General features: G+C 72.9%; 17 protein-coding genes. 6 read left to right on the top strand and 11 right to left on the bottom strand.

Annotation, left to right across the window (positions count from 1 at the left end; all coding sequences use genetic code 11):
- Positions 1-109 precede the first annotated feature (109 nt).
- Positions 110-2,461: an MMPL family transporter gene (locus AB0424_RS14450; RefSeq protein ID WP_366305169.1), complete on the bottom strand. Its 2,352-nt coding sequence runs from the start codon at positions 2,459-2,461 to the stop codon at positions 110-112.
- Between the two features lie 163 nt (positions 2,462-2,624).
- Between AB0424_RS14450 and AB0424_RS14445 the strand changes: the two genes are divergently transcribed.
- Positions 2,625-3,278, top strand: a complete 654-nt coding sequence (locus tag AB0424_RS14445; protein ID WP_366305167.1) for a TetR/AcrR family transcriptional regulator — start codon at positions 2,625-2,627, stop codon at positions 3,276-3,278.
- Here AB0424_RS14445 and AB0424_RS14440 read toward each other — a convergent pair.
- Positions 3,256-4,482 (bottom strand): cation:proton antiporter, encoded by a 1,227-nt coding sequence (locus AB0424_RS14440; protein ID WP_366305165.1) that lies wholly within the window; start codon positions 4,480-4,482, stop codon positions 3,256-3,258. The genes AB0424_RS14445 and AB0424_RS14440 overlap by 23 nt on opposite strands.
- 138 nt (positions 4,483-4,620) lie before the next feature.
- Here AB0424_RS14440 and AB0424_RS14435 point away from each other — a divergent pair, with 138 nt between their 5' ends.
- Together AB0424_RS14435 and AB0424_RS14430 are read left to right on the top strand one after the other, a co-directional pair.
- Positions 4,621-4,845: a cation transporter gene (locus AB0424_RS14435; protein WP_366305163.1), complete on the top strand. Its 225-nt coding sequence runs from the start codon at positions 4,621-4,623 to the stop codon at positions 4,843-4,845.
- A gap of 70 nt (positions 4,846-4,915) precedes the next feature.
- On the top strand, positions 4,916-7,123 hold the full coding sequence (locus tag AB0424_RS14430) for a heavy metal translocating P-type ATPase (protein ID WP_366305161.1): 2,208 nt from the start codon (positions 4,916-4,918) through the stop codon (positions 7,121-7,123).
- 515 nt (positions 7,124-7,638) lie between these two features.
- Here AB0424_RS14430 and AB0424_RS14425 read toward each other — a convergent pair.
- Both AB0424_RS14425 and AB0424_RS14420 read right to left on the bottom strand, forming a co-directional pair.
- Positions 7,639-8,928: a citrate synthase gene (locus AB0424_RS14425; RefSeq protein ID WP_026057844.1), complete on the bottom strand. Its 1,290-nt coding sequence runs from the start codon at positions 8,926-8,928 to the stop codon at positions 7,639-7,641.
- Positions 8,929-9,107: 179 nt separating this feature from the next.
- Complete coding sequence (locus tag AB0424_RS14420; RefSeq protein ID WP_366305159.1) at positions 9,108-11,333, bottom strand: ATP-dependent RecD-like DNA helicase; 2,226 nt, start codon at positions 11,331-11,333, stop codon at positions 9,108-9,110.
- A 100-nt stretch (positions 11,334-11,433) separates the two neighbouring features.
- Between AB0424_RS14420 and AB0424_RS14415 the strand changes: the two genes are divergently transcribed.
- Complete coding sequence (locus tag AB0424_RS14415) at positions 11,434-11,892, top strand: DUF937 domain-containing protein (protein ID WP_366305157.1); 459 nt, start codon at positions 11,434-11,436, stop codon at positions 11,890-11,892.
- A gap of 77 nt (positions 11,893-11,969) precedes the next feature.
- Here AB0424_RS14415 and AB0424_RS14410 read toward each other — a convergent pair whose 3' ends face one another.
- From AB0424_RS14410 to AB0424_RS14400, 3 genes are read right to left on the bottom strand one after another with little or no spacing between them, the layout of a single operon-like run.
- Complete coding sequence (locus AB0424_RS14410; RefSeq protein WP_366305320.1) at positions 11,970-12,743, bottom strand: sugar phosphate isomerase/epimerase family protein; 774 nt, start codon at positions 12,741-12,743, stop codon at positions 11,970-11,972.
- 26 nt (positions 12,744-12,769) lie between these two features.
- Positions 12,770-13,921: a dihydrodipicolinate synthase family protein gene (locus AB0424_RS14405; protein WP_366305155.1), complete on the bottom strand. Its 1,152-nt coding sequence runs from the start codon at positions 13,919-13,921 to the stop codon at positions 12,770-12,772.
- Positions 13,918-15,069 (bottom strand): Gfo/Idh/MocA family oxidoreductase, encoded by a 1,152-nt coding sequence (locus AB0424_RS14400; protein WP_366305153.1) that lies wholly within the window; start codon positions 15,067-15,069, stop codon positions 13,918-13,920. Before AB0424_RS14400 ends, AB0424_RS14405 begins: the two co-directional genes overlap by 4 nt.
- Positions 15,070-15,180: 111 nt before the next feature.
- Here AB0424_RS14400 and AB0424_RS14395 point away from each other — a divergent pair, with 111 nt between their 5' ends.
- Positions 15,181-16,227 (top strand): LacI family DNA-binding transcriptional regulator, encoded by a 1,047-nt coding sequence (locus tag AB0424_RS14395; protein ID WP_366305152.1) that lies wholly within the window; start codon positions 15,181-15,183, stop codon positions 16,225-16,227.
- A gap of 89 nt (positions 16,228-16,316) precedes the next feature.
- Here the strand turns inward: AB0424_RS14395 and AB0424_RS14390 are convergent, their stop codons facing one another.
- Positions 16,317-16,880, bottom strand: a complete 564-nt coding sequence (locus tag AB0424_RS14390) for an AAA family ATPase (RefSeq protein ID WP_366305150.1) — start codon at positions 16,878-16,880, stop codon at positions 16,317-16,319.
- 197 nt (positions 16,881-17,077) lie between these two features.
- On the opposite strand from AB0424_RS14390, the gene AB0424_RS14385 reads away from it, so the two are divergent.
- Complete coding sequence (locus AB0424_RS14385; protein ID WP_366305148.1) at positions 17,078-18,904, top strand: glycoside hydrolase family 3 protein; 1,827 nt, start codon at positions 17,078-17,080, stop codon at positions 18,902-18,904.
- Positions 18,905-18,956: 52 nt separating this feature from the next.
- Here the strand turns inward: AB0424_RS14385 and AB0424_RS14380 are convergent, their stop codons facing one another.
- From AB0424_RS14380 to AB0424_RS14370, 3 genes are all read right to left on the bottom strand, one after another.
- Positions 18,957-20,402 (bottom strand): aminopeptidase, encoded by a 1,446-nt coding sequence (locus tag AB0424_RS14380; protein WP_366305146.1) that lies wholly within the window; start codon positions 20,400-20,402, stop codon positions 18,957-18,959.
- 99 nt (positions 20,403-20,501) lie between these two features.
- A complete protein-coding gene (locus AB0424_RS14375; protein WP_366305145.1) occupies positions 20,502-20,924 on the bottom strand; it encodes a hypothetical protein in 423 nt (140 codons plus the stop codon).
- A gap of 148 nt (positions 20,925-21,072) precedes the next feature.
- Positions 21,073-24,798, bottom strand: coding sequence for an ABC transporter ATP-binding protein (locus tag AB0424_RS14370; protein WP_366305144.1), 3,726 nt, complete (start codon positions 24,796-24,798; stop codon positions 21,073-21,075).
- Positions 24,799-24,862 lie beyond the last annotated feature (64 nt).

Raw genomic sequence — 24,862 nt, 5'->3', positions numbered from 1 at the left:
TGGCCGCGCTCGCCCCCCTCCACCCCCCGCCCCCCTCCCCCCGCCGGCGCCCCGCCCCCCCGCCCCCCGCGCCCCCGCGCCCCCCCCCCCCCCCCCGCGCCGTGCCGCCTCATCGACGCGCGGTCGCGGTCTCCCGCCGCTCCCCGCTCTCCCCGCCGGCCCCGGTCCCCTCCGGGGCCGGTGCCGGGCGGGGGGCGTCCGACTCGCTGACGCCGAAGCGGTCGTGGAAGCGGCGCAGCGGCCCGGGGGCCCACCAGGTGAAGCGGCCGGTCAGCTTCATCACGGAGGGGACGAGGAGGCTGCGGACCACCATCGCGTCCATGAGGACGGCGACGGCGACGCCGAGGCCGAGCATCTTGGTGTTGGTGACCCGGGAGGTGCCGATGGCGACCATGACGACGGCGAGGATCACGGCGGCGGCGGTGATCAGGCCGCCGGTGTGGCGCAGGCCGAAGCGGACGGAGTGCTCGTGGTCGCCGGTGGCGTCGTACTCCTCCTTGATGCGGGAGAGGAGGAACACCCCGTAGTCCATGGAGAGTCCGAAGGCGACGCAGAACATCAGGACGGGCAGGGTCGTCTCGATGTCCCCGGTGGAGGTGAAGCCGAGGAGCCCGGCGAGGTGCCCCTCCTGGAAGACCCAGACCACCGCGCCGAACATCGCCGTGAGGCTGAGGGCGTTGAGCACGACGGCCTGGAGGGGGATGACGACGCTGCCGGTGAGCAGGAAGACCAGCAGGAGGGTGACGAGGACGACGATCGCCGCCGCCCAGGGCAGCCGCTCGGCGAGGGCCTCCTTGGAGTCGACGAGGACGGCGGACTGCCCGGTGACGGCGGTGTCGAAGGGGGCGGGGACGGCGCGGAGCTCGCCCACAACCCGCTGGGCCGCGGCACCGACGGTCTCGCCCTCGGGCACGACGGTGAAGTAGGCGTGGCCGCCGCGCGCGGTCACGGGTCCGTCGGCCCGGTCGACGCCGTCCAGGGCGGCTATCCGCTCGCGGTAGGCCGCGTACTGCGCGGGGGTGGCGGGGCCTTCGGCGAGGACGGTGATCCCGCCGCCCGGGTTGCCGGGGAAGCCGTCCCGCAGCTGGTCCTGGACGACCCGGGAGGAGGCGGTGACGGGCAGCTGGCGGTCGTCGGCGGTGCCGAACTTCACGCCGAGGAAGGGCAGCCCGAGCAGGACCAGGCCGGCGGTGGTGAGCACGGCGAAGACCGGCGCCCGGCGCATGACGAGGGCGGCGGCGCGCGCCCACCCGGCGCCGGCGGCGTCCTCGGCGCGCGGGCCGGCGGCGGCCCCCGTGGTCCCGGCAGTCCCGGCGGCACCGGTCCGGCCGCGGCGGCGCAGGAGGCGCCGCAGGTCGAGGGCGTTGACCCGGTCGCCGAGCAGCACGAGGGCCGCCGGGAGCAGGGTGAGCGCGGCGGTCGCGGCGAGGAGGACGACCGCTATGCCGGCGTAGGCGAAGGAGCGCAGGAAGTACTGCGGGAAGACCAGCATCGCGGAGAGCGACACGGCGACGGTCAGGGCGGAGAAGAGCACGGTCCGCCCGGCGGTGCGCAGGGTCGTGCGGACGGCGGTGTACGTGTCGGCGCCGGCGGCCAGCTCCTCGCGGTAGCGGCGGACGACGAACAGCGCGTAGTCGATGGCGAGTCCGAGGCCGAGCGCCGTCGTGAGGTTCTGCGCGAAGACGGAGACGTCGGTGAACTCGGTGATGCCGCGCAGCACCGCGTTGGTGCCGAGGATGGCGACGATGCCGACGCCGAGCGGCAGGAGGGCGGCGACGGCGCTGCCGAAGACCATGACGAGCAGGACGAGGGTCAGGGGCAGGGCGATGAGCTCGGCCCGCAGCAGGTCCTCCTGGATGACGGTCTGCATCTCGTGGCGGACGGCGAGGCCGCCGCCGAGGGAGACCTCCACGGGGCCGTGCGCGCCCCGGAACTCGGGGGCGATCCGGTCGAGGACGGCGGATGCCTCCTTCTCCTCGCCGGAGATCCGGGCGGCGATGACCGCCTGGCGGCCGTCCTCGGAGCGCAGGGCGGGCGAGCCGGTGGACCAGTAGGAACCGACGCCGTCGACGCCCGGTTCGGCCGCGAGCCGCTCGGTGAGCCTGCGGGCCTCGGCGGCGACGGCCGGGTCGTCGACCGCGGCCCGGCCCGGGGCCGCCCCGGCCGCTCCCGCGGCGGCCTTCGCGTCGACGAGGAGCAGCACGTTCGGCTGGGAGCCGGGGAACTCCCGCTCCAGCGCCTTCGTGGCGTACGTGGACTCGGCCGCGGGGTCCTCCCAGCCGCCGCTGCCCATGCGGTCGGCGACCCCTCCGCCGGCCAGCACCGCGAGGGCGGTGAGCACGAGCGCCACCAGGAGGGTGAGGCGCGGCCGGGCGGTCACGAAACGCGTCCAGCCCCCCACGGACCCCCCTTGACCTGGGCTTGCGGCCCCGCCGGTCGCTGATTTCTTGACTTCGGCCATGACCCGGTGTCCCCTTCACCTGACCCCTGCGCTCGCTTCCCGGCAGGTCGCATGGGTCGCCCATTGCCATAGACTGGCAAACACGAGTGATCACTCGCATTTCCCAAATATGCGAGCGACCTCTCGTGTTTGTCAAACGTGTTGAGGAGAGCTGGGGACAGCCATGTCCGATGTGTCCGAGGAGTCGAAGCCCCGCCGCCGCCAGGCGCGCGGCGAACGCCGCATCGCGCAGCTGCTCCACGCCGCCGCGAACGTCTTCTGCGCGAACGGGTACACGGCGACCAGCACCAACGCGATCGCCCGCGAGGCGCACGTCTCGCCGGGCACCCTCTACCAGTACTTCCCGAACAAGGAGGCCATCGCGATCGAGCTCGGCGGACGCCTCCTCCACGAGATGCGGGAGGCCCACGGCCAGGCGTTCACCGCGGAGAACCTCACCCTCCCGCTGCCCGAGCTGCTCGACGTGGTCGTCGACCCGATGATCGAGTTCAACTGCGCGAACCCGGTCTTCCTCGCCCTGATGCACGGCTCCGAGGTGCCCGGCCGGATCGCCGAGGAGCACGACGCCCTGCACGCGTCGCTGCTGACCAGCGTGCAGGAGGTGATCGCGCACTACGCCCCCGCGCTGCCCGCCGAGGACCGCTCCCGGATCGCCGGCATGACGTTCGCGATCTTCAAGGGCGGGCTGGGGCTGGTGCTCGCCGCGCCCGAGGGGCCGGAGCGGGACGCGACGGTGACCGAGCTCAAGACGGTCCTGCTGCGCTACCTCGCCCCCCTCGTCACCGACGGGGCCGTCACCACGTCTCCGACCCGCTGACCGCCTCCGCGGACGACGCCGCCTCCCCCGGACCCTTCCCCGCCCGCGCCCGCAGCCTCAGCGCGAGCAGCGGGAAGACCAGGACCGAGACCATGGCGGCCCCGACCAGGGCCGCCGCCTCGCCCGCCGGCATCGCCTTGTCGTCGACGCCGATGGTGGTGATCGCGACGACCAGCGGCAGCGCCGTGGAGCCGTAGAGCACGAGCCCTCCCCGGTCCGTCCGGTCGAGGTCGCGCGGGGCCAGGAGCCAGATCGGTCCGCCGCGCACGACGAGGAAGAGCAGCAGGAAGACCGGCAGCAGGATCAGGGGCCGGCCGCCGGCGAGGAGCGAGTCCAGGTCGAACTCGATCCCGGTGACGACGAAGAAGACCGGGACGAGGAAGCCGAAGCCGACGCCCTCGATCTTCGCCAGGATCTCCGGCCCCGAGTCGGGCGCCGCACCGGTCAGCACGAGCCGGGTGACGAGCCCGGCCGCGAAGGCGCCGAGCAGCACGTCGAGCCCGAGCGCCGTCGACGCGCCGAGCATCAGGGCGAGCAGCAGGAAGACGAACCGCACCGCGAACTGGCCGCTGCTGTGCAGGGTCCTGGCGATGACCTTCGAGAACCACGGCGGACGGGGCCGCAGCGCCCAGAGGACGGCGCCGGCCGTGAGCGCGGCGAAGACGGCGAGGAGCACGGTGGACTCGGCGGCGCCCCGCCCGCTGAGCAGCAGCGCCATCGCGATGATGGGACCGAACTCGCCGACGGCCCCGAAGGCCATGACGACCGAGCCGAACCGCCCCTGGAGCTCGCCGGCGTCCCTGAGCACGGGCAGGACGGTGCCGAGCGCGGTGCTGGTCAGGGCCACCCCGATGAAGACGCCCCGGGTGTAGCCGCCGCCGAGCAGGACGCCGGTGGAGAGGCCGAGGGCCAGGGCCGCCGTCCAGGCCCACACGGAGCGCCTGAGGGTGTCGCCGCGCACCTTGCCGAACTCGATCTCGTAGCCCGCGAGGAAGATCAGCATGGCGAGGCCGAGCTGCGACAGCCCGTCGATCAGCGCGTCGGAGCGGGCCCAGTCCAGGACGTCGGGGCCGATGAGGATGCCGAGCAGGATCTCGAAGATGACCAGGGGAACGGGGAACCTGCGCCCCACCGCGTAGGCGAGCAGCGGCGCCAGGACGGCGATCGCCATGATCAGGATGAGCGTACTCCCCGAATGCGACATATCGGGTGTCTACCATGAGCACTGTGCCTCGGGACGGTTGCGCGCGCCCGCCCGGCGTCGGCGCCGCGAGTGGCATTTATACCCCTAGGGGGTATAAAGTGGAGGGTCAAGGACCCTGACCCCCAGGAGGAGCGCGCCATGTCCGCAGAGACCAAGACCGAACTCACCACCGTCTACCAGGTCAAGGGCATGACCTGCGGCCACTGCGAAGGCGCGGTCTCCGGCGAGATCTCCGAGATCCCCGGCGTCTCCTCCGTCACCGCCGTCGCCAAGACCGGCGAGGTCACCGTCGTCTCCGACACCGCCCTCGACCGCGCGGCCGTGGCCGCCGCCGTGGACGAGGCCGGCTACGAGCTGGTCTGACCCCCGCCGAACAGGCGTCGCAGGGCCGTACGGTTACCTCGTACGGCCCTGCTCCCGTTTGGAACCGCGCATGCCAAGCACCACCGTCACCGAGCTGACGATCGGCGGGATGACCTGCGCCTCGTGCGCCGCCCGCGTCGAGAAGAAGCTCAACCGGATGGACGGCGTCACCGCCACCGTCAACTACGCCACGGAGAAGGCGCACGTCGAGCACGCCCCGCACGTCGGCGTCGACGAGCTGATCGCCACCGTCGTGAAGACCGGCTACACCGCCGAGGAACCCCTCCCGCCGGCCCCCGAGGCCCCGGAGACCCCGGAGGACCCCGAGCTCGCCTCCCTCCGGCAGCGGCTCACCGTCTCCGCGCTCCTCGCCGCGCCCGTGATCCTGCTCGCGATGGTCCCCTCGCTCCAGTTCGACGACTGGCAGTGGCTGTCCCTCACCCTCGCCTCCCCCGTCGTCGTCTGGGGCGGACTCCCCTTCCACCGGGCCGCCTGGACCAACCTGCGGCACGGCGCCGCGACCATGGACACGCTCGTCTCCGTCGGCACCCTCGCCGCCTACGGCTGGTCGCTCTGGGCCCTCTTCCTCGGCGACGCCGGCATGCCCGGCATGCGGCACGGCTTCGACCTCACCGCCGACCGCGCCCACGCCTCCTCCTCGATCTACCTGGAGGTCGCCGCCGGGGTCGTCACCTTCATCCTCCTCGGGCGGTACCTGGAGGCCCGCGCCAAGCGGAAGGCGGGCGCGGCGCTGCACGCCCTGATGGAGCTCGGCGCCAAGGACGTGGCCGTCCTGCGCGGCGGCCGGGAGACCCGCGTACCGGTCGCCGAACTGCGGGCCGGCGACCACTTCGTCGTACGCCCCGGGGAGAAGATCGCCACCGACGGCACCGTCGTCGAGGGCTCCTCCGCCGTCGACACCTCGCTGCTCACCGGCGAGTCGCTGCCGGTCGACGTCGTCGACGGCTCCGCCGTCACCGGCGGCTGCGTCAACGTCTCCGGCCGCCTCGTCGTCGAGGCCACCCGCGTCGGCTCCGACACCCGGCTCGCCCGGATGGCCAGGCTCGTCGAGGACGCCCAGAGCGGCAAGGCCGAGGTGCAGCGGCTCGCCGACCGGATCTCCGCCGTCTTCGTCCCCGTGGTCCTCCTCCTCGCGCTCGGCACCCTCGTCACCTGGCTCCTGCTCACCGACGACCCGACCGCCTCCTTCACCGCGGCCGTCGCCGTCCTGATCATCGCCTGCCCCTGCGCCCTCGGCCTGGCCACCCCGACCGCCCTCATGGTCGGCACCGGCCGCGGCGCCCAGCTCGGCATCCTCATCAAGGGCCCCGAGGTCCTGGAGTCCACCCGCCGCGTCGACACGGTCGTCCTGGACAAGACCGGCACCGTCACCACCGGCCGGATGCGGCTCGTGGACGTCCACGTCCACGGCGGCACGTACGGCACCGACTCCGCCGACGAGACCGAACTGCTGCGGCTCGCGGGCGCCCTGGAGCACGCCTCCGAGCACCCGGTCGCCCGCGCGGTCGCGGCCGGCGCCGCCGAGCGGTGCGGCGAACTCCCCGTCCCCAAGACCTTCGAGAACGTCCCCGGGCTCGGCGTGCGCGGCTCCGTGGAGGGCCGGCTCGTCCTCGTCGGGCGCGCCGCCCTCCTGGCCGCCGAGGGCGTCGAGGTGCCCGGATCGGCCGCGCCCGGCGCCGTCCACGTCGCCTGGGACGGGGTGGCCCGGGGCACCCTCACCGTCGCCGACACCGTCAAGGACACCAGCGCCGAGGCGGTCGCCCGGCTGCGCGGCCTCGGTCTGCGCCCGGTGCTGCTCACCGGCGACCACCGGGCCGTCGCGGAGGCCGTGGCGGCCGAGGTGGGCATCGACGAGGTGATCGCGGAGGTGCTGCCGGAGGAGAAGGCCGAGGTCGTCCGGCGGCTCCAGGCGGAGGGCCGGACGGTCGCCATGGTCGGCGACGGGGTCAACGACGCCGCGGCGCTCGCCACCGCCGATCTGGGCCTGGCCATGGGGACGGGCACGGACGCGGCCATCGAGGCGAGCGACCTGACCCTGGTCCGCGGCGACCTGCGCGTCGCGGCGGACGCCATCCGGCTCGCCCGCCGGACCCTCGCGACGATCAAGGGCAACCTCGGCTGGGCCTTCGGCTACAACCTCGCCGCGCTCCCCCTCGCGGCGGCCGGTCTGCTGAACCCGATGATCGCCGGCCTCGCCATGGCCTTTTCGTCCGTCTTCGTCGTATCCAACAGCCTTCGTCTCCGTCGCTTCACGTGATTTCACCTACACGTGACGCACAGGACCTTCACAAGGAGATCTAGATCACAGATATTGGGGGGTAACCATCTGGGCTGTTCGCGAGTCTAAGTGGGCGATGCCGAGAACGTCTTGGGGGACGTTCATGGAATGTCTTGGGGGACGTTCCAGGCAAGCGTTGGCCGGGGCACGTGCACCGGGGAGCTTTGAGCGGCCCTCCCGTACGTACCCCGGCAGACCGCATCGCGCCCGACCCGCGCAGCTTCTGCTGACACCGCAGACGCCCGGCCCGGATCCCGTGGGGGGAATCCGCACCGGGAAAAGGGAAGCGCCCCGTCCGTCGACCCGTGGGGGGATCGACGGCGGGGCGCCTCTCGCTTCTTCTGGGGGGCTCGCTCGCCTCCGGGGCGCCGGTGCCGGTGCCGGGACGACGACCGTGCTCGACCCTCCTTCGTCGGGCCTGCGCGCGGTCGCCGTCCCGGCACCGGCGCGCCCCTTCGGCTCACTCGCCGGGGGCCACCGGGCCTCGCGAGGTCCTAGCGGGCCTCGACCGGGACGAAGTCGCGGAGGACCTCGCCGGTGTAGATCTGGCGCGGGCGGCCGATGCGGGAACCCGGCTCCTTGATCATCTCGTGCCACTGGGCGATCCAGCCGGGGAGGCGGCCGAGCGCGAAGAGCACGGTGAACATCTCGGTCGGGAAGCCCATCGCGCGGTAGATGAGGCCCGTGTAGAAGTCCACGTTCGGGTAGAGGTTGCGCGAGACGAAGTACTCGTCGGAGAGCGCGTGCTCCTCCAGCTTGAGCGCGATGTCCAGGAGCTCGTCGGACTTGCCGAGCGCGGAGAGGACGTCGTGCGCCGCCGCCTTGATGATCTTGGCGCGCGGGTCGAAGGACTTGTACACCCGGTGGCCGAAGCCCATCAGGCGGACGCCGTCCTCCTTGTTCTTCACCTTGCGGATGAAGGAGTCGACGTCGCCGCCGTTGGCCTTGATGCCTTCGAGCATCTCCAGGACCGACTGGTTGGCGCCACCGTGCAGCGGGCCCCACAGGGCCGAGATGCCGGCGGAGATCGAGGCGAACATGTTCGCCTGCGAGGAGCCGACCAGACGCACGGTGGAGGTCGAGCAGTTCTGCTCGTGGTCCGCGTGCAGGATCAGCAGCTTGTCGAGCGCGTTGACGACGACCGGGTCCAGGTCGTACTCCTGCGCCGGGACCGAGAAGGTCATGCGCAGGAAGTTCTCGACGTACCCGAGGTCGTTGCGCGGGTAGACGAAGGGGTGACCGATCGACTTCTTGTACGCGTACGCCGCGATCGTCGGCAGCTTGGCGAGCAGCCGGATCGTGGAGAGGTGGCGCTGCTCCTCGTCGAACGGGTTGTGGCTGTCCTGGTAGAAGGTGGACAGCGCGGAGACCACCGACGACAGCATCGCCATCGGGTGGGCGTCCCGCGGGAAACCGCGGAAGAAGTTCTTGACGTCCTCGTGGACGAGCGTGTGCTGCGTGATCTCGTTCTTGAAGGTCGCCAGCTCGTCGACCTTCGGCAGCTCACCGTTGATCAGCAGGTACGCCACCTCAAGGAAGGTGGAGCGCTCCGCCAGCTGCTCGATGGGGTAACCGCGGTACCGCAGGATGCCCTGCTCACCGTCGAGGTAGGTGATCGCGGATTTATAGGCGGCGGTGTTGCCGTATCCGCTGTCGAGGGTGACCAGTCCGGTCTGGGCTCGGAGTTTCCCGATGTCGAAGCCCTTGTCGCCGACGGTGCTCTCGACCACCGGGTAGGTGTATTCACCGTCCGCGTACCGCAGTACTACAGAGTTGTCGCTCACGTCATCCCTCACCGACGTAGTGCCTCTTCTTCGAGGTGCCCTGACTGTCTCTACCATCCCCCATTTGGCTCAGGAGAGTGCACTCGGGGTCGACCATTGGGCCAATCGGCGGCACTCAGTGCCGCCAACCTCCCTATCCTGCCCCCTTCGCCCCGGTTCCGATAGCCCTCCGTGATCTTTCACACGAGGGCGTGCCCTGTGAGGCGATGGGCGAGTGCGGTAAAACGCCTGCCCGCGGAGACCGTACGGACCGCCTGGGAGATCGCCCGGCGGGAGCCGACCAGGACGACCAGCTTCCGGGCCCGGGTCACGGCCGTGTAGAGCAGGTTCCGCTGAAGCATCATCCAGGCGCTCATGGTGACCGGAATCACCACCGCCGGATACTCGCTGCCCTGCGAGCGGTGGATGGTGACCGCGTACGCGTGGGCGAGCTCGTCCAGCTCGTCGAAGTCGTACGGCACCTCCTCGTCCTCGTCCGTCCGCACGGTGAGCCGCTGCTCGACGGGGTCCAGCTCCGTGACGACGCCGACCGTACCGTTGAAGACCCCGTTGGCCCCCTTCTCATAGTTGTTGCGAATCTGGGTGACCTTGTCGCCCACCCGGAAGACCCGGCCGCCGAACCTCTTCTCCGGCACGTCGGGACGGGCCGGGGTGATGACCTGCTGGAGCAGCCCGTTGAGCGAGCCGGCGCCCGCCGGGCCCCGGTGCATGGGCGCGAGGACCTGGACGTCCCGGCGCGGGTCGAGGCCGAACCTGGCCGGAATCCGGCGGGCCGCGACGTCCACGGCGACCCGGGCGGCGTCCTCGGTCTCCTCCTCGACGAAGTGGAAGAAGTCCGGCAGGCCCTGGGTGAGGGGCGGCGTGCCGGCGTTGATCCGGTGCGCGTTGGTGACGACGCCGGACTGCTGGGCCTGCCGGAAGATCCGGGTCAGCCGGACCGCGGGCACCGGGCTGCCGGGGGCGAGGAGGTCGCCGAGCACCTCGCCCGCGCCGACCGAGGGCAGCTGGTCGACGTCCCCCACGAGCAGCAGGTGTGCACCCGGTGCCACGGCCTTGACCAGCTTGTTCGCCAGGAGCAGGTCGAGCATGGACGCCTCGTCCACGACGACCAGGTCGGCGTCGAGGGGCCGGTCGCGGTCGTAGGCCGCGTCGCCGCCGGGCTTCAGCTCCAGCAGCCGGTGGACGGTGGACGCCTCCGCTCCGGTCAGCTCCGCGAGCCGCTTGGCGGCCCGGCCGGTGGGGGCGGCGAGGACCACCTTGGCCCTCTTCGCCCGCGCCAGCTCCACGATCGAGCGGACCGTGAAGGACTTGCCGCAGCCGGGGCCACCGGTCAGGACCGCGACCTTGCGGGTCAGCGCGAGCCGGACGGCCTCCTCCTGCTCGGGCGCCAGGGAGGCCCCGGTCCGGTCGGCGAGCCAGGCCAGCGCCTTGTCCCAGGCCACGTCCCGGAAGGCCGGCATCCGGTCCTCGCCGGTCCCCAGCAGCCGCCGCAGCTGCCCGGCGAGCGACAGCTCGGCCCGGTGGAACGGCACCAGGAACACCCCGGTGACCGGCGGGCCCTCCGGGCCGGGCACCACCTCGCGCACGACCCCCTCGGGATCCTCGGCGAGCTCCGCAAGACACTCGATGACCAGGCCGGTGTCGACCCCGAGCAGCTTCACCGCGTCGGCGATCAGCCGCTCCTCGGGCAGGAAGCAGTGCCCCTGGTCGGTGGACTGCGACAGGGCGTACTGCAGTCCCGCCTTCACCCGGTCCGGGCTGTCGTGCGGGATGCCGACGGACTGGGCGATCTTGTCGGCGGTGAGGAAACCGATGCCCCAGACATCCGCGGCGAGCCGGTACGGCTGGTTCCGCACGACGGAGATCGAGGCGTCCCCGTACTTCTTGTAGATGCGCACCGCGATGGAGGTGGAGACGCCGACGCCCTGGAGGAAGACCATCACCTCCTTGATCGCCTTCTGCTCCTCCCACGCGGCCGTGATCTTCGCCGTCCGCTTGGGGCCGAGCCCGGGGACCTCGATCAGGCGCGCGGGCGCCTCTTCGAGGATGTCGAGCGTGTCGAGCCCGAAGTGCTGCGTGATGCGGTCGGCGAAGACCGGCCCGATGCCCTTCACGAGCCCCGAGCCCAGATACCGGCGGATGCCCTGGATCGTGGCGGGCAGGAGCGTCGTGTAGTTGTCGACGGTGAACTGCTTCCCGTACTGCGGATGGGAGCCCCAGCGCCCCTCCATCCGCAGCGACTCCCCCGGCTGCGCCCCCAGGAGCGCCCCGACGACCGTGAGCAGGTCCCCCGCGCCCCGCCCGGTGTCGACACGGGCGACCGTGTACCCGCTCTCCTCGTTGGCGTAGGTGATCCGCTCCAGGACCCCCTCGACCACTGCCGGCCCGCGACCGTCGTTGGACATGCACCGACCGTAGCGAAGGGCTCGGACACTCGGGGACGGGCCCGTGGAGCGAGGCCGGTTCCGGGTGCCGGAGAAAGGGATGGACCGTAGCGTTTCGGGCATGACTGACTCTTCCTTCCAGGACGACGTCCTGACGGAGCTCGGCGACGACCGGCTCCAGGAGATCGCCGGGCTGCTCGGCACCGACACCGACGGGGCCCGGCGGCTCGTGGACGGTTCGGTCGCCGAGCTCTCCGGCGAACTGCGCCGGGCCGCGTCCGAACCGGCCGCCGCCGACGAGGTGCGCGCCGCCGTCGACGAGGTGACCTCGGCCGAGCCGCCGCTCCAGGGGGTGGCCACCCTCGGCGGCCTCGCGACCGGCGGCCTCATGGCCGGCGTCCTGACGAAGCTGGCCGGGCCGGCGGCGAACGCGGTCGCCAGGCGCACCGGCCTTCCCCCGGCGACCGTCGCCCGCGCCGTCGACATCCTGGTCCCGGTGGTCGTCGCCGCCCTCGCCAAGCGCGCGGCCGGCAAGAAGGCCGGCGGCCTGGGCGACCTCCTGGGCGGCCCCCCGAAGTAGCCCGCCCGTGGCCGTACGGCCCCGCACGGCCGGGCGGCCTCTCCTCGGGCCCCTCCGCACAGGCGCCGCGAGGTTCGTCAGACGGCCAGGAACGCCTCCAGCGTCTCCTCCAGGACCTCCACTCCGTCCCTGGCCCATAGGTCGTCGTTGAAGAGCTCGACCTCGACCGGGCCGGTGTGGCCGGCCTTCTCGGCCAGGTCGGCCCAGGCGCGGAGGTCGATGGCGCCGGTGCCCAACTGGCCCCGGCCGTTGAGGACTCCGGCCGGGAGCGGGGTGGTCCAGTCGGCGAGCTGGAAGGAGTGGATGCGGCCGGCGGCGCCGGCGCGCTCCACGGCGGCCGGGGCGCGGTCGTCCCACCAGAGGTGGTAGGTGTCGACGGTGACGCCGACCTGCGCGGCCGGGAAGTGCTCCGCGATCTCCAGGGCCTGGTCGAGGGTGGAGACGGCGCAGCGGTCGGAGGCGTACATGGGGTGGAGGGGCTCGATGGCGAGGCGGACGCCGCGCTCCCCGGCGTAGGGGGCGAGGACGCCGACGGCCTCGGTGATGCGGGCCCGGGCCGAGGGGAGGTCGGGGCAGGCGGGGGTGAGGCCGCCGGAGACCAGGACGAGGGTGTCGGTGCCGAGTGTCACGGCCTCGTCTATCGCCGCACGGTTCTCCGCCTCCCAGCCGTCCGCGGTGAAGAAGCCGCCCCGGCAGAGGGTGGTGACGGTGAGGCCGGCGTCCCGTACGAGGTCGGCGGCGGCCTCGATGCCGTACTCCCGGACCGGTTCGCGCCACAGCCCGACCCCCGGGACGCCGAGCCGGACGCACGCGGCGACCAGCTCGGGCAGGGAGAGCTGCTTGACGGTCATCTGGTTGACGCTGAAGCGGGCGAGGTTCACGCGGGGACTCCGTACACCGTGAGCAGGGACCGCATCCGGGCCTCGGCGAGGGCCGGGTCGGGGAACAGGCCGAGGCCGTCGGCGAGTTCGTAGGCGCGGGCGAGGTGCGGGAGCGAGCGGGCGGACTGGAGGCCGCCGACCATCGCGAAGTGGTCCTGGTGGCCCGCCAGCCAGGCGAGGAGCACCACACCCGTCTTGTAGAAGCGGGTGGGGGGCTCGAAGAGGTGCCGGGAGAGGGCGACGGTGGGGTCGAGGATCTTTCGGAAGCCGTCGACGTCACCGGTGTCGAGGGTGCGGACCGCCTCGGCGGCCAGCGGGCCCAGGGGGTCGAAGATGCCGAGCAGCGCGTGGCTGAAGCCCTGCTCGTCCCCGGCGATCAGCTCCGGGTAGTGGAAGTCGTCGCCCGTGTAGCAGCGGACGCCCTCCGGGAGGCGGCGGCGCAGCTCGACCTCGCGCCGGGCGTCGAGGAGGGAGACCTTGATGCCGTCGACCTTGTCGGGGTGGGCGGCGATCACCTCCAGGAAGGTCTCGGTGGCGGCGTCGAGGTCCGCCGAGCCCCAGTAGCCCTCCAGGGCGGGGTCGAACATCGGGCCCAGCCAGTGCAGGACGACCGGCTCGCTCGCCTGGCGGAGGAGGTGGCCGTAGAGGTCGAGGTAGTCCTCCCGGTCCCCGGCCGCGGCGGCGAGCGCGCGGGAGGCCATCAGGACGGCCTGCGAGCCGGTCTCCTCGACGAGCGCGAGCTGCTCCTCGTACGCCTCGCGGACGTCCACCAGGTCGGCGGGGCCGGTGAGCCGGTCGGTGCCGACGCCGCAGGCGATGCGGCCACCGACGGCCTTCGCCTCGGCGGCGGAGCGGCGGATCAGCTCGGCGGCCCCGGCCCAGTCGAGGCCCATGCCGCGCTGGGCGGTGTCCATCGCCTCGGCGACCCCGAGGCCGTGGGACCAGAGGTGGCGCCGGAAGGCGAGGGTGGCGTCCCAGTCGACGGCGGCGGGCGAGTCGGGGGTGGTGTCGGCGTACGGGTCGGCGACGACGTGCGCGGCGGAGAAGACCGCACGGGAGGTCAGGGCGCCGCCGGCGGGGACGGCGAGGGGCTCGGCCCGGGGGGTGTACTCCCGCGTGCCGCCGCCGGCTTCGGGCAGCCGGATCACAGGGAGACCTCCGGGACGTCGAGGCGGCGGCCCTCGGCGGCGGACCGCAGGCCCAGCTCGGCGAGCTGGACGCCGCGGGCGCCGGCGAGCAGGTCCCAGTGGTACGGCTCGTCGAGGGCGACGTGGCGCAGGAACAGCTCCCACTGGGCCTTGAAGCCGTTGTCGAACTCGGCGTTGTCCGGGACCTCCTGCCACTGGTCGCGGAAGGGCTCGGTCGCCGGGATGTCGGGGTTCCAGACGGGCTTGGGGGTGGCGGAGCGGTGCTGGACGCGGCAGTTGCGCAGTCCGGCGACGGCGGAGCCGTGGGTGCCGTCGACCTGGAACTCGACGAGTTCGTCGCGGTTGACGCGGACGGTCCAGGAGGAGTTGATCTGGGCGACGGCGCCGCCTTCGAGACCGAAGATGCCGTAGGCGGCGTCGTCGGCGGTGGCCTCGTAGGGCTTGCCGTGCTCGTCCCAGCGGCGCGGCACGTGGGTGGCGACCTGGGCGGTGACGGAGGTGACGCGGCCGAACAGCTCGTGGAGCACGTACTCCCAGTGCGGGAACATGTCGACGACGATGCCGCCGCCGTCCTCGGAGCGGTAGTTCCAGCTGGGGCGCTGGGCGTCCTGCCAGTCGCCCTCGAAGACCCAGTAGCCGAACTCGCCGCGCACGGAGAGGATCTCGCCGAAGAAGCCGCCGTCGACGAGCCGCTTGAGCTTGAGCAGGCCCGGCAGGAAGAGCTTGTCCTGGACGACGCCGTGCTTGACGCCCTTCTCGGTGGCGAGCCGGGCGAGTGCGAGGGCGCCGGCGAGGTCGGTGGCGGTGGGCTTCTCGGTGTAGACGTGCTTGCCGGCGGCGACGGCCTTGGTGATCGCCTCGACGCGGGCGGAGGTGACCTGGGCGTCGAAGTAGACGTCGACGGTGTCGTCGGCGAGGACGGCGTCCAGGTCGGTCGACCACTCGGTGAGGCCGTGGCGCTCGGCGAGGGCGCGCAGGGCGGGCTCGCGGCGGCCGACGAGGACGGGCTCGGGCCAGAGGGTCTCGCCGTTGCCGAGGTCGAGGCCGCCCTGTTCGCGCAGGGCGAGGATCGAGCGGACGAGGTGCTGGCGGTAGCCCATGCGTCCGGTGACGCCGTTCATGGCGATGCGGACTGTCCTGCGTGTCACGAAAGATTCCTCTCCCCGGTGCTCCGCGCTTCGATAGAAAGCGCTTTCCATCGACGATGACGCTAGCCTGCCGACATCACCGTCGACAAGGGCCCCGGAGGTACGCACCCGATGACCGTCACCCTGGCGGACGTGGCAGCCCGCGCCCGGGTCTCGCCCGCGACCGTCTCCCGCGTGCTCAACGGCAACTACCCGGTCGCCGCGTCGACCCGCGAGCGCGTCCTGCGGGCGGTCGACGAGCTGGACTACGTCCTCAACGGCACCGCGAGCTCCCTCGCCGCCGCCACCTCCGACCTGGTCGGAGTGCTGGTGAACGACATCGCCGACCCCTTCTTCGGGATCATGGCGAGCGCGGCGCAGAGCGCGATCGGGGAGAGCGCCACCGGGCGGGCCGGGGGCCGGAAACTCGCCGTGGTGTGCAACACCGGCGGCTCCCCCGAGCGCGAGCTGACCTACCTCACCCTGCTCCAGCGGCAGCGGGCCGCGGCCGTCATCCTCATGGGCGGATCACTGGAGGACCCGGAGCACCTGGCGGCCACGGCGGCCAAACTGGCCAAGCTCGCAGAGGCGGGGACCCGGGTCGTGCTCTGCGGGCGCCCGCCGGTGCCCGGCGACGCCCACACCGCCGCCCTCGTCTTCGACAACCGCACCGGGGCGCGGCGGCTGACGGACCATCTGCTCGGTCTCGGCCACCGGCGCATCGGGTACGTGGCCGGGCCCGCCGACCGGACGACGACCCGGCACCGCCTCGAAGGCCACCGCGAGGCGCTCGCCGCCGCCGGCGTCGCCGAGGGCCCGACCGTCCACGGCCCCTACGACCGCCGGTCCGGCTACGAGGCGACCGCCGAACTCCTCGCCCGCGACCCGGACCTCACCGCCGTCGTCGCGGCCAACGACACGGTCGCCCTCGGCGTCTGCGCGGCGCTGCGCGAGCGCGGCCTGTCCATCCCGGGCGACGTCTCCGTCGCCGGCTTCGACGACCTGCCCTTCTCCATCGACGCCGTCCCCGCCCTCACCACGGTCCACCTCCCCCTCCACGACGCCGGCATCCGCGCCGGCCGCCTGGCCATGGACACGGAGGAGCCCCCGGCGGGCGGCTCGGTGAACGTCCCCGTGGAACTGGTGCTCAGGGAGTCGACGGCCCGGCCCCGGGGGTAGCCCCCCACTGCGGGAGTGACGGCACGTGGAGACCCCCGGAAGGGCGGGAGGACGGACGGGTTCCCGCGCTTCCGGGGGCTGAGGGCGGCCTACTTCACCGCCGGCAGTCCCGTGGCCGCCAGGACCGCCTCGACCGTCTCCTCGATCGTCTGGTCCGCGTTGTCGATCCAGACGCCTTCGCCGGAGAGCTCCTCGCGCATGGCCTCGTCGAGGAAGGCCCAGTTGGTGGTGAGGCGCTTGTGGCGGGCGTTGTTGCGTTCCCATGCCGTGTCGGGGCCGGGGGCGAGGACGACCACGTGGAGCGGGGCGGCCTGGACGTGGGCGCGGTAGAAGTCGAGGTGGGAGCGGCGTACGACGACGTCGTCGAGGACCGGGAGGAAGCCGGCGGAGGCGAAGCTGTCGGCGAGGAGGCAGGCGTTGCGGGCGCGCAGCAGGATCTGGCGGTCGGCCTCGGGGTCGCCGTCGGGGGTGGGCCAGTGGCAGCCCTGGACGATCAGCTCCTGGAGGTGGTCGACCTCGATGTGCGAGGAGCAGGCGAAGCGGGCCGCGAGGGCCGCCGCGACGGTCGACTTGCCGCTGCCGGGGATGCCGGCGAGCAGGACGACGCCGGGGGCGGGTGCGGGGGTGTCGACGGTGATGTGCTCGAAGGTCATGCGCGCCTTTCCTGGCGGGTGGACCGGTCAACCGTACGGCCGTGGCGGCGGGGACGCCACCGGTTTCCGGCCGGGCGATTCCTGCGCGGGTCCTTGACCTGGCAGTTACTTTCGGGCTATCCGTGACTCCTTGGAAGTTTCCTTCACGGGATGCTTCCGCCCGATCCCCGACCCCCGCACGGCCGGAAGGAGCATCAGTGCACCACCGCGCCCCCGCCCCCTCCCGACGCACCCTCCTCACGGTGACCGCCGCAGCCGCCGCGGCCGCCGTCACCGGAGTGAGCACCCCCGCCCACGCCGAACCCGAACGGTACGACGACCGCAGGCTCCGCCGGATCATCGACCGGATGTCCCTGGAGGAGAAGGTCGGCCAGCTCTTCGTGATGCGGGTCTACGGCCACTCCGCGACGGAGCCGGACCAGGCCGACATCGACGCCAACCTCGCGGAGATCGGCGTCCGCACGGCCGCCGAGCTGGTCGAGCGCTACCACGTGGGCGGTGTCATCTACTTCTCCTGGGCCCACAACACCCGCGACCCACGGCAGATCGCGGAGCTCTCGAACGGCATCCAGCGGGCCGCGCTCGCCGGGTCCACCCCGGTGCCGGTGCTCATCTCCACCGACCAGGAGCACGGCATCGTCTGCCGGATGGGCGAGCCCGCCACCCTGCTGCCCGGGGCGATGGCCCTCGGCGCCGGCGGCTCGCCCGCGGACGCCCGCAAGGCCGCGCAGATCGCGGGCGCCGAACTCGCGGCGGTCGGCATCCGCCAGAACTACGCGCCGGACGCCGACGTGAACGTGAACCCGGCCAACCCGGTGATCGGCGTCCGCTCCTTCGGCTCGGACCCGCGGGCGGTCGCCGGGCTGGTCGCGGCGCAGGTCAAGGGCTACCAGCGAGCCGGGGTCGCGGCCACCGCGAAGCACTTCCCGGGGCACGGCGACACCGCCGTCGACAGCCACTACGGGCTGCCGACCATCACCCACACCCCGGAGGAGTGGGACCGGCTCGACGCTCCGCCGTTCCGGTCGGCGATCGCCGCCGGGATCGACTCGATCATGACCGCGCACATCGTGGTCCCCGCGCTCGACCCGAGCGAGGACCCGGCGACCCTGTCCCGGCCCATCCTCACCGGGATCCTGCGCGAACGGCTCGGCTACGACGGCGTGGTGGTGACCGACTCCCTCGGGATGGAGGGGGTGCGCACCAAGTACGGCGACGCGCGCGTCCCGGTCCTCGCGCTCCGGGCGGGCGTGGACCAGCTGCTGAACCCGCCGAAGCTCGACGTGGCCTGGAACGCGGTCCTGGCGGCGGTCACATCGGGCGAGCTGACCGAGGCCCGGCTCGACGAATCGATCCTGCGGATCCTGCGGCTCAAGGCGAAGCTGGGGCTGTTCCGGCAGGCGTACGTGACCCGGTCCGGCGTCGACCGGGTGGTCGGCGCCGCCGCCCACCTCGCGCGGGCCGACCGGATCGCCGAGGCGACCACGACCCTGCTCGTCAACGAGGGCGGCTTCCTGCCGCTGAGTCCGTCCTCCCACGGCTCGGTGCTCGTCGTCGGGGCGGACCCGGCCTCGCCGTCCGGCACCACCGGCCCGCCGACGACGACGCTCGCGACGGCCCTGACCGGTCTGGGCTTCACCGCCACCGCGCTGTCCACCGGGATCACGCCGACGGCGGCGAGGATCGAGGAGGCGGTGGCGGCGGCGGCCGGGAAGGACGTGGTGCTGGTCGGCACGTACAACGTCACGGCGACCAGCCCGCAGCGCACCCTCGTCGCGCGGCTCGTCGCCACCGGGGTGCCCGTCGTGACGGTCGCGATCCGCAACCCGTACGACGTGGCCCGGATCGGCGGGCAGCGGGCGACCCTGGCCTCCTACTCCTGGACCGACGTCGAACTCCGCGCCGCCGTCCGGGTGCTGGCCGGGCGGGCCCGGCCGCGGGGCCGGCTCCCGGTCCCGGTGCAGAGCGCGGACGACCCCTCCAAGGTGCTCTACCCGGTGGGATACGGACTGTCGTACCGCTGACACGGCGGTGGGGTGCGCCCCTCGGACGCACCCCACCTCCTGCCGCGAGGGGCTACGGCCGCAGGCCGTGCTCCCGCGTCGCGTCCTCGTCGACCGCGGAGTCGAGGCGGGCGTCGAAGCGCGCCAGCGGCTGCGCCGCCTGGACGGCCGGGGCGGGGACGCCGGCCCAGGCCAGGATGCGGGCGGTGGCGTTCTCGCGCTCGGCCTCGACGAGGCCGGCGACGTTGGCGCCGTGGTTGGCGCCCGGCGCCACGTAGACGTAGCTGTCGCGCGCGCCCTTGCCGAGGCGGAACTGCTCGGAGCCCCACGGGTCGTTGCCGCCGTAGACGAAGAGCATCCGGTTCGCGTTCTTGCGGACCCAGTCGTCGACGTCCCGCATGGCCTGCGGCTTGAACTTCATGGGGATCTCACGCGGCACGAAGCTGCTGGCGGGCTGGTAGCCGTAGCGGCTCAGGCCCTTCAGGTGCGGCTGCTTGATGGTGGGCGAGCCGAGCTCGGTCGCGGCCTGGTAGTAGTACGGCGTGTAGTACTCGAGGCCCTGGTCGGTGTAGGCCGACCAGCCGGAGTAGGCGTCGATCGTCTCGTAGACGGTGTCGTCGCTCGCGGTCTTCGCGTCCGGGATCTGGTCGCAGACGTCCTGGCCGTAGTACTGCCAGAAGCCCCAGACGAAGTCGAGGACGACGGCCTCGTACGCCTTGTCGAGCGAGCCGACCGTGTTGAAGGTGGCGCCCTCGGACTCGGCCCACGCCTGGTACTTCTTCTCCAGCGGCTCCCGCCGGACCAGCGCCTCGCGCTGCATGGCGTTGAGCCGGTCGCGGCAGTCCTCGGTGCCGACCGTCTCGAAGAACCGGTCGTAGGCCGAGTCCTCCTTGTTCACCACGTCGTTCGGGGCGACGTAGGCGACGACGCCGTCCATGTCCCGCGGGTAGAAGCGCTCGTAGTAGGTGGCGGTCATGCCGCCCTTGGAGGCGCCGGTGGAGAGCCACTTCTGGCCGTAGATCCGCTTCAGCGCCGCGTAGATCCGGTGCTGGTCGCTGGCCGCCTGCCAGATGTCCAGCTTGGACCAGTCGGCGGGCTGCGGGCGCGACGGCGTGAAGAAGCGGTACTCCATGGAGACCTGGTTGCCGTCGATGATCCGGGTCGGCTCGGTCCGGCTCGGCGTGGTGCTCAGGCCGTACCCGCTGGTGCGGAAGACGGTGGGGCGGCTCGTGTCCTTGTGCAGGAGCGAGAGCCGCTGCTTGAACGTTCCCGCCCACGGGCGGTGGTGGTCGATCGGCTGGACGTACTCCAGGACGAAGTAGCGGTAGCCGGCGTACGGCTTCTCCTCGATCAGGCTCATCCCGGGGATCGCCAGGATGCGGTCCTTGATGTCCGTGCTCTGCGAGTCGGCGACGGCCGTGGCCCCGGTCTCCGTGTCCGCGGCGGTGGCCACGCCCGTGGAGCCGACGGTGCCTATGAGCACCGAGAGCGACACCAGCCATCTGAGCGACTTGCGCATTCGTCCTCCCCTTGGTTCACAACGGTGTCGTGAACCTAGCGGGGGCAACGTGTGGACCGCCAGACCCAGTTGGTCCTTACCCTTGGACTTTCCTTCGCATCAGCACAGGATCCAGCCCGTCGAGCGGCCGACCCCGGCCACCGAACCGTGCACGCGGACGCAGCGGTTGAGGGCGTGGACGGTGACGGGCCCGCTCTGCCGGTCGAACCGTCCGGAGCGGACCGCCGGGCGCCCGCCGCGCGGCTGGACGGAGACGGTCATCGGACGGCGGACGCCGGGCCGCTTGGCGACGGTGACGGCGCAGACGTAGTGCCGGGTCCGGTAGACGCGCAGCTCTCCGGTGGCGAAGGCGTAGGTCCTGGTGGGCCGCCCGTGGCAGAGGGAGGCGGCCTCGGCGGTCCCGGCGCCGGGGCCGGGCCCCGGCAGCAGGAGCAGCGCGAGGGCGGCGAGGAACGGGGCGAGCCCACGGGTGAGCAGCCGTCGGCCGCCGTGGCGGCGTTCGGGTTCCGGATCCGTGGTCATGGGCTCCCCTCCCGGGTGAATCGCCGTACGGGCATACGACGCGCCCGGCCCCGGAACGGTTGCTTCCGGTGGTGCGGGAGGGGTGAGGGTCCGCCGGGCGAGGGAGGGGCGCGGCCGGTCGCACCAGCCGCGCCCCCCGTCCGCGCGGTCAGACCCGCTGGGGCTGCGGCTCGCCGATGAAGGTGCTCCACAGGGCCGCGTACCGCCCGCCCAGGGCGAGCAGCTCCTCGTGGGTGCCGTCCTCCGCCACCCGGCCGTGGTCCATCACGATCACCCGGTCGGCGCGGGCGGCCGTGGTCAGGCGGTGGGCGACGACGAGCGTGGTCCGACGCCCGGCGAGGCGGTCGGTGGCCTGGTTGACCTGGGCCTCGGTGGCCAGGTCGAGGGCGGCGGTGGCCTCGTCGAGCAGCAGGATGTCGGGGTCGACGAGTTCGGCGCGGGCGAGGGCGATCAGCTGGCGCTGCCCGGCCGAGAGGTTCCGCCCGCGCTCGGCGACCTCGTGGAGGTAGCCGCCGTCGAGCGTGGCGATCATCTCGTGCGCGCCGACCGCCCGGGCCGCCGCCTCGACCTCGGCGTCCGTCGCCGCGGGGCGGCCGTACGCGATGGCGTCGCGGATCGTCCCGGCGAAGAGGTACGTCTCCTGCGGGACGACGCCCAGCCGGTGGCGGTACGCGGTGAGGTCGAGGTCCCGCAGGTCGGTGCCGTCGGCGGTGACCCGCCCGCCCGTCGGGTCGTAGAAGCGCGCGACCAGCTTCACCAGGGTCGACTTGCCCGCGCCGGTCTCGCCGACGAAGGCGACGGTCTGCCCGGCCGGGATGCGCAGGTCGACGCCGGTGAGCGCCTCCTCGCCGTCGTCGGCGGAGCCGTAGCCGAAGGACACGTCCTCGAAGGCGATCTCGCCGCGCAGCGACAGCACGTCCAGGGGCGCGTCGGCGGCGGCCGTCGACGTCGGCTCCCGGAGGAGCTCCTGCATCCGCCTCAGCGAGACGGATGCCTGCTGGTATCCGTCGAAGACCTGCGAGAGCTGCTGCACGGGGGCGAAGAAGAGGTCGATGTAGAGGAGGTAGGCGACCAGGGCGCCGGTGGTGAGCGTGCCGGCCTCGATGCGGTTGGCGCCGACGACCATGACGGCGGCGGCCGCGGCCGAGGACAGCAGGGTGACGAAGGGGAAGTAGACCGAGATCAGCCACTGGCCCCGCACGCGCGCCTCGCGGTACTCCTCGCTGCGGGCGGTGAAGCGGTCCGCGACGGAGTCCTCGCGGCGGAACGCCTGCACGATGCGGAGGCCGGAGACGGACTCCTGGAGGTCGGCGTTGACGATGCCGATCCGGTCCCGGGCCAGCTCGTACGCCCGCACGCTCGACCGGCGGAAGAAGTAGGTGGCGAGGGCCAGGACCGGCAGGGTCGCGAAGACGACCAGCGCGAGCTGGAGGTCGAGGACCAGCAGCGCGAGCATGATCCCGAAGAAGGTGACGACCGAGACGAAGGCCGTGACGAGGCCGGTCTGCAGGAACGTGGACATGGCGTCCACGTCGGTGGTCATCCGGGTCATGATCCGGCCGGTCAGCTCGCGCTCGTAGTAGTCCAGGCCGAGCCGCTGGAGCTGGGCGAAGATCTTCAGCCGCAGGGCGTACAGGACCCGCTCGCCGGTCCGCCCCGTCATCCGGGTCTCGGCGGTCTGCGCGACCCACTGCACGAGCACGGTGACCAGGGCGAGCGCGGAGGCCGCCCAGACGGCGCCGATCGCGAGCCGGTTCACGCCCTCGTCGATGCCGTGCCGGATCAGGACGGGCAGCAGCAGCCCGGCGCCCGCGTCGAGCGCGACCAGGCCGAGGCTGATCAGCAGCGGGACGCCGAAGCCGCGGAGCAGCCGGCGCAGCCCGTAGGCGTCCTCGGGCGCGACGGCCCGCGCCTCGTCGATGCCGGGGGTGTCGGTGGCCGGCGGCAGGGCGGCGACGGCGGCGAGCAGCTCGGGGGTGGCCCCGGGCACGGCGCTCGCACGGTCCGCGGCCCCGTCCCGTACCCACAGGGTGGGGGTGATGCCCCGCTCGGCGTCGAACTCGGCGTCCAGCTCGGCCCGCAGCGTGCGGTCCTCGGGGGGCTCGGCCGGCGCGGTCACGTGGCCGGGCGAGACGGCGCCCAGCTCGTCGGGGTCGGTGAGGAGGCGCCGGTAGAGCTCCGAGCGCTCCTCCAGCTCCTCGTGGGTGCCGATGTCGGAGAGGCGGCCGCCGTCGAGGACGGCGATCCGGTCGGCGAGGCCGAGGGTGGAGCGGCGGTGGGCGATGAGCAGGGTCGTGCGGCCCGCCATCACCGACCTCAGGGCCTCGTGGATCTCGTGCTCGACCTTGGCGTCGACGGCGGAGGTGGCGTCGTCGAGGAGGAGCAGCCGGGGGTCGGTGAGGATGGCGCGGGCGAGGGCGACGCGCTGGCGCTGGCCGCCGGAGAGGGTGAGGCCGTGCTCGCCGACCCGGGTGTCGTACCCCTCGGGCAGTTCGGCGATGAACCGGTCGGCCTGGGCGGCGCGGGCGGCGGTCTCGATCTGCTCCTGGGTGGCGTCCGGGGCGCCGTACGCGATGTTGGCGCGGACGGTGTCCGAGAAGAGGAACGAGTCCTCGGGGACGAGGCCGACGGCGGCGCGCAGCGAGTCGAGGGTCAGCTCGCGGACGTCGTGGCCGCCGACGAGGACGGCGCCGCGGGTGACGTCGTAGAAGCGCGGCAGCAGGAGCGAGACGGTGGACTTGCCGGAGCCGGAGGCGCCGACGACGGCGACGGTCTCGCCGGAGCGGATCTCCAGGGAGAAGCCGTCGAGGACGGGCCGGCCGTCCTCGTACGCGAAGGACACGTCGTCGAACTCGACGGTGGCGGGCGCGTCGGCCGGGAGTTCCCTGGTGCCGTCGGCGATGACCGGCTCGGTGTCGATGAGCTCGACGACCCGGTCGACGCCGGCCCGTGCCTGCTGGCCGACGGTGAGGACCATGGCGAGCATCCGGACGGGGCCGACGAGCGAGGCGAGGTAGGAGGAGAAGGCGACGAAGGTGCCGAGGGTGATCTGCCCCCGGTAGGCGAGCCAGCCGCCGAGGGCGAGGACGGCGACCTGGCCGAGGGCGGGGACGGCCTGGAGGGCGGGGGTGTACCTCGCGTTCAGCCGGATCGTGCGCAGCCGCCCGGCGAACAGCTTCCGTCCGGCCTCGCGGATCTTCCCGGTCTCCTGGTCCTCCTGGCCGAAGCCCTTCACGACCCGGACGCCGGTCACGGCGCCGTCGACGACGCCGGCGACGGCCGCGGCCTGCTGCTGGGCGTGCCAGGTCGCCGGGTGGAGCCGGGTGCGGCTGCGCTTGGCGATGAACCACAGGGCGGGGGCGACGGCGAGCGCGACGAGCGTGAGGGGCAGGGAGAGCCAGGCCATCACGGCGAGCGAGATGAAGAAGAGCAGGAAGTTCCCGATGGTCATCGGGAGCATGAACAGCAGGCCCTGGATCAGCTGGAGGTCGCTGGTGGCCCGTCCGACGACCTGGCCCGTCGACAGCTCGTCCTGCCGCCGCCCGTCCAGCCGGGTGATCGTCCGGTACATGTCCGTGCGCAGGTCGTGCTGGATGTCGAGGGCGAGCCGCCCGCCGTAGTAGCGGCGGACGTAGGTGAGGACGTACACGACGACCGCGGCCGCTATCAGGAGACCGGTCCACACGCCGAGCGACCGGGTCTTCGTCCCGATCACGTCGTCGATGATCACCTTGGTCAGCAGCGGCACCAGCGCGAGCACGGCCATGCCGGCCAGGGAGGACCCCAGCGCCAGCAGCGTGTTCGCCTTGTACCGCCAGGCGTACGCGGCCAGTCGCCGAGCCCACCCCTGCTGTTTCTGCCCGACCGCCGCCACCCGTGGCCTCCCGTCCGTCCTTCTCTACCGGAAGACCCAACACGGCCGACGTGCGATTTCATCC

Source organism: Streptomyces sp. NPDC051180 (genome assembly GCF_040689545.1).
GTDB lineage: Bacteria > Actinomycetota > Actinomycetes > Streptomycetales > Streptomycetaceae > Streptomyces.
Note: the sequence above shows the minus strand (reverse complement) of the source record. Positions and strands in the feature narration are given on the sequence as shown.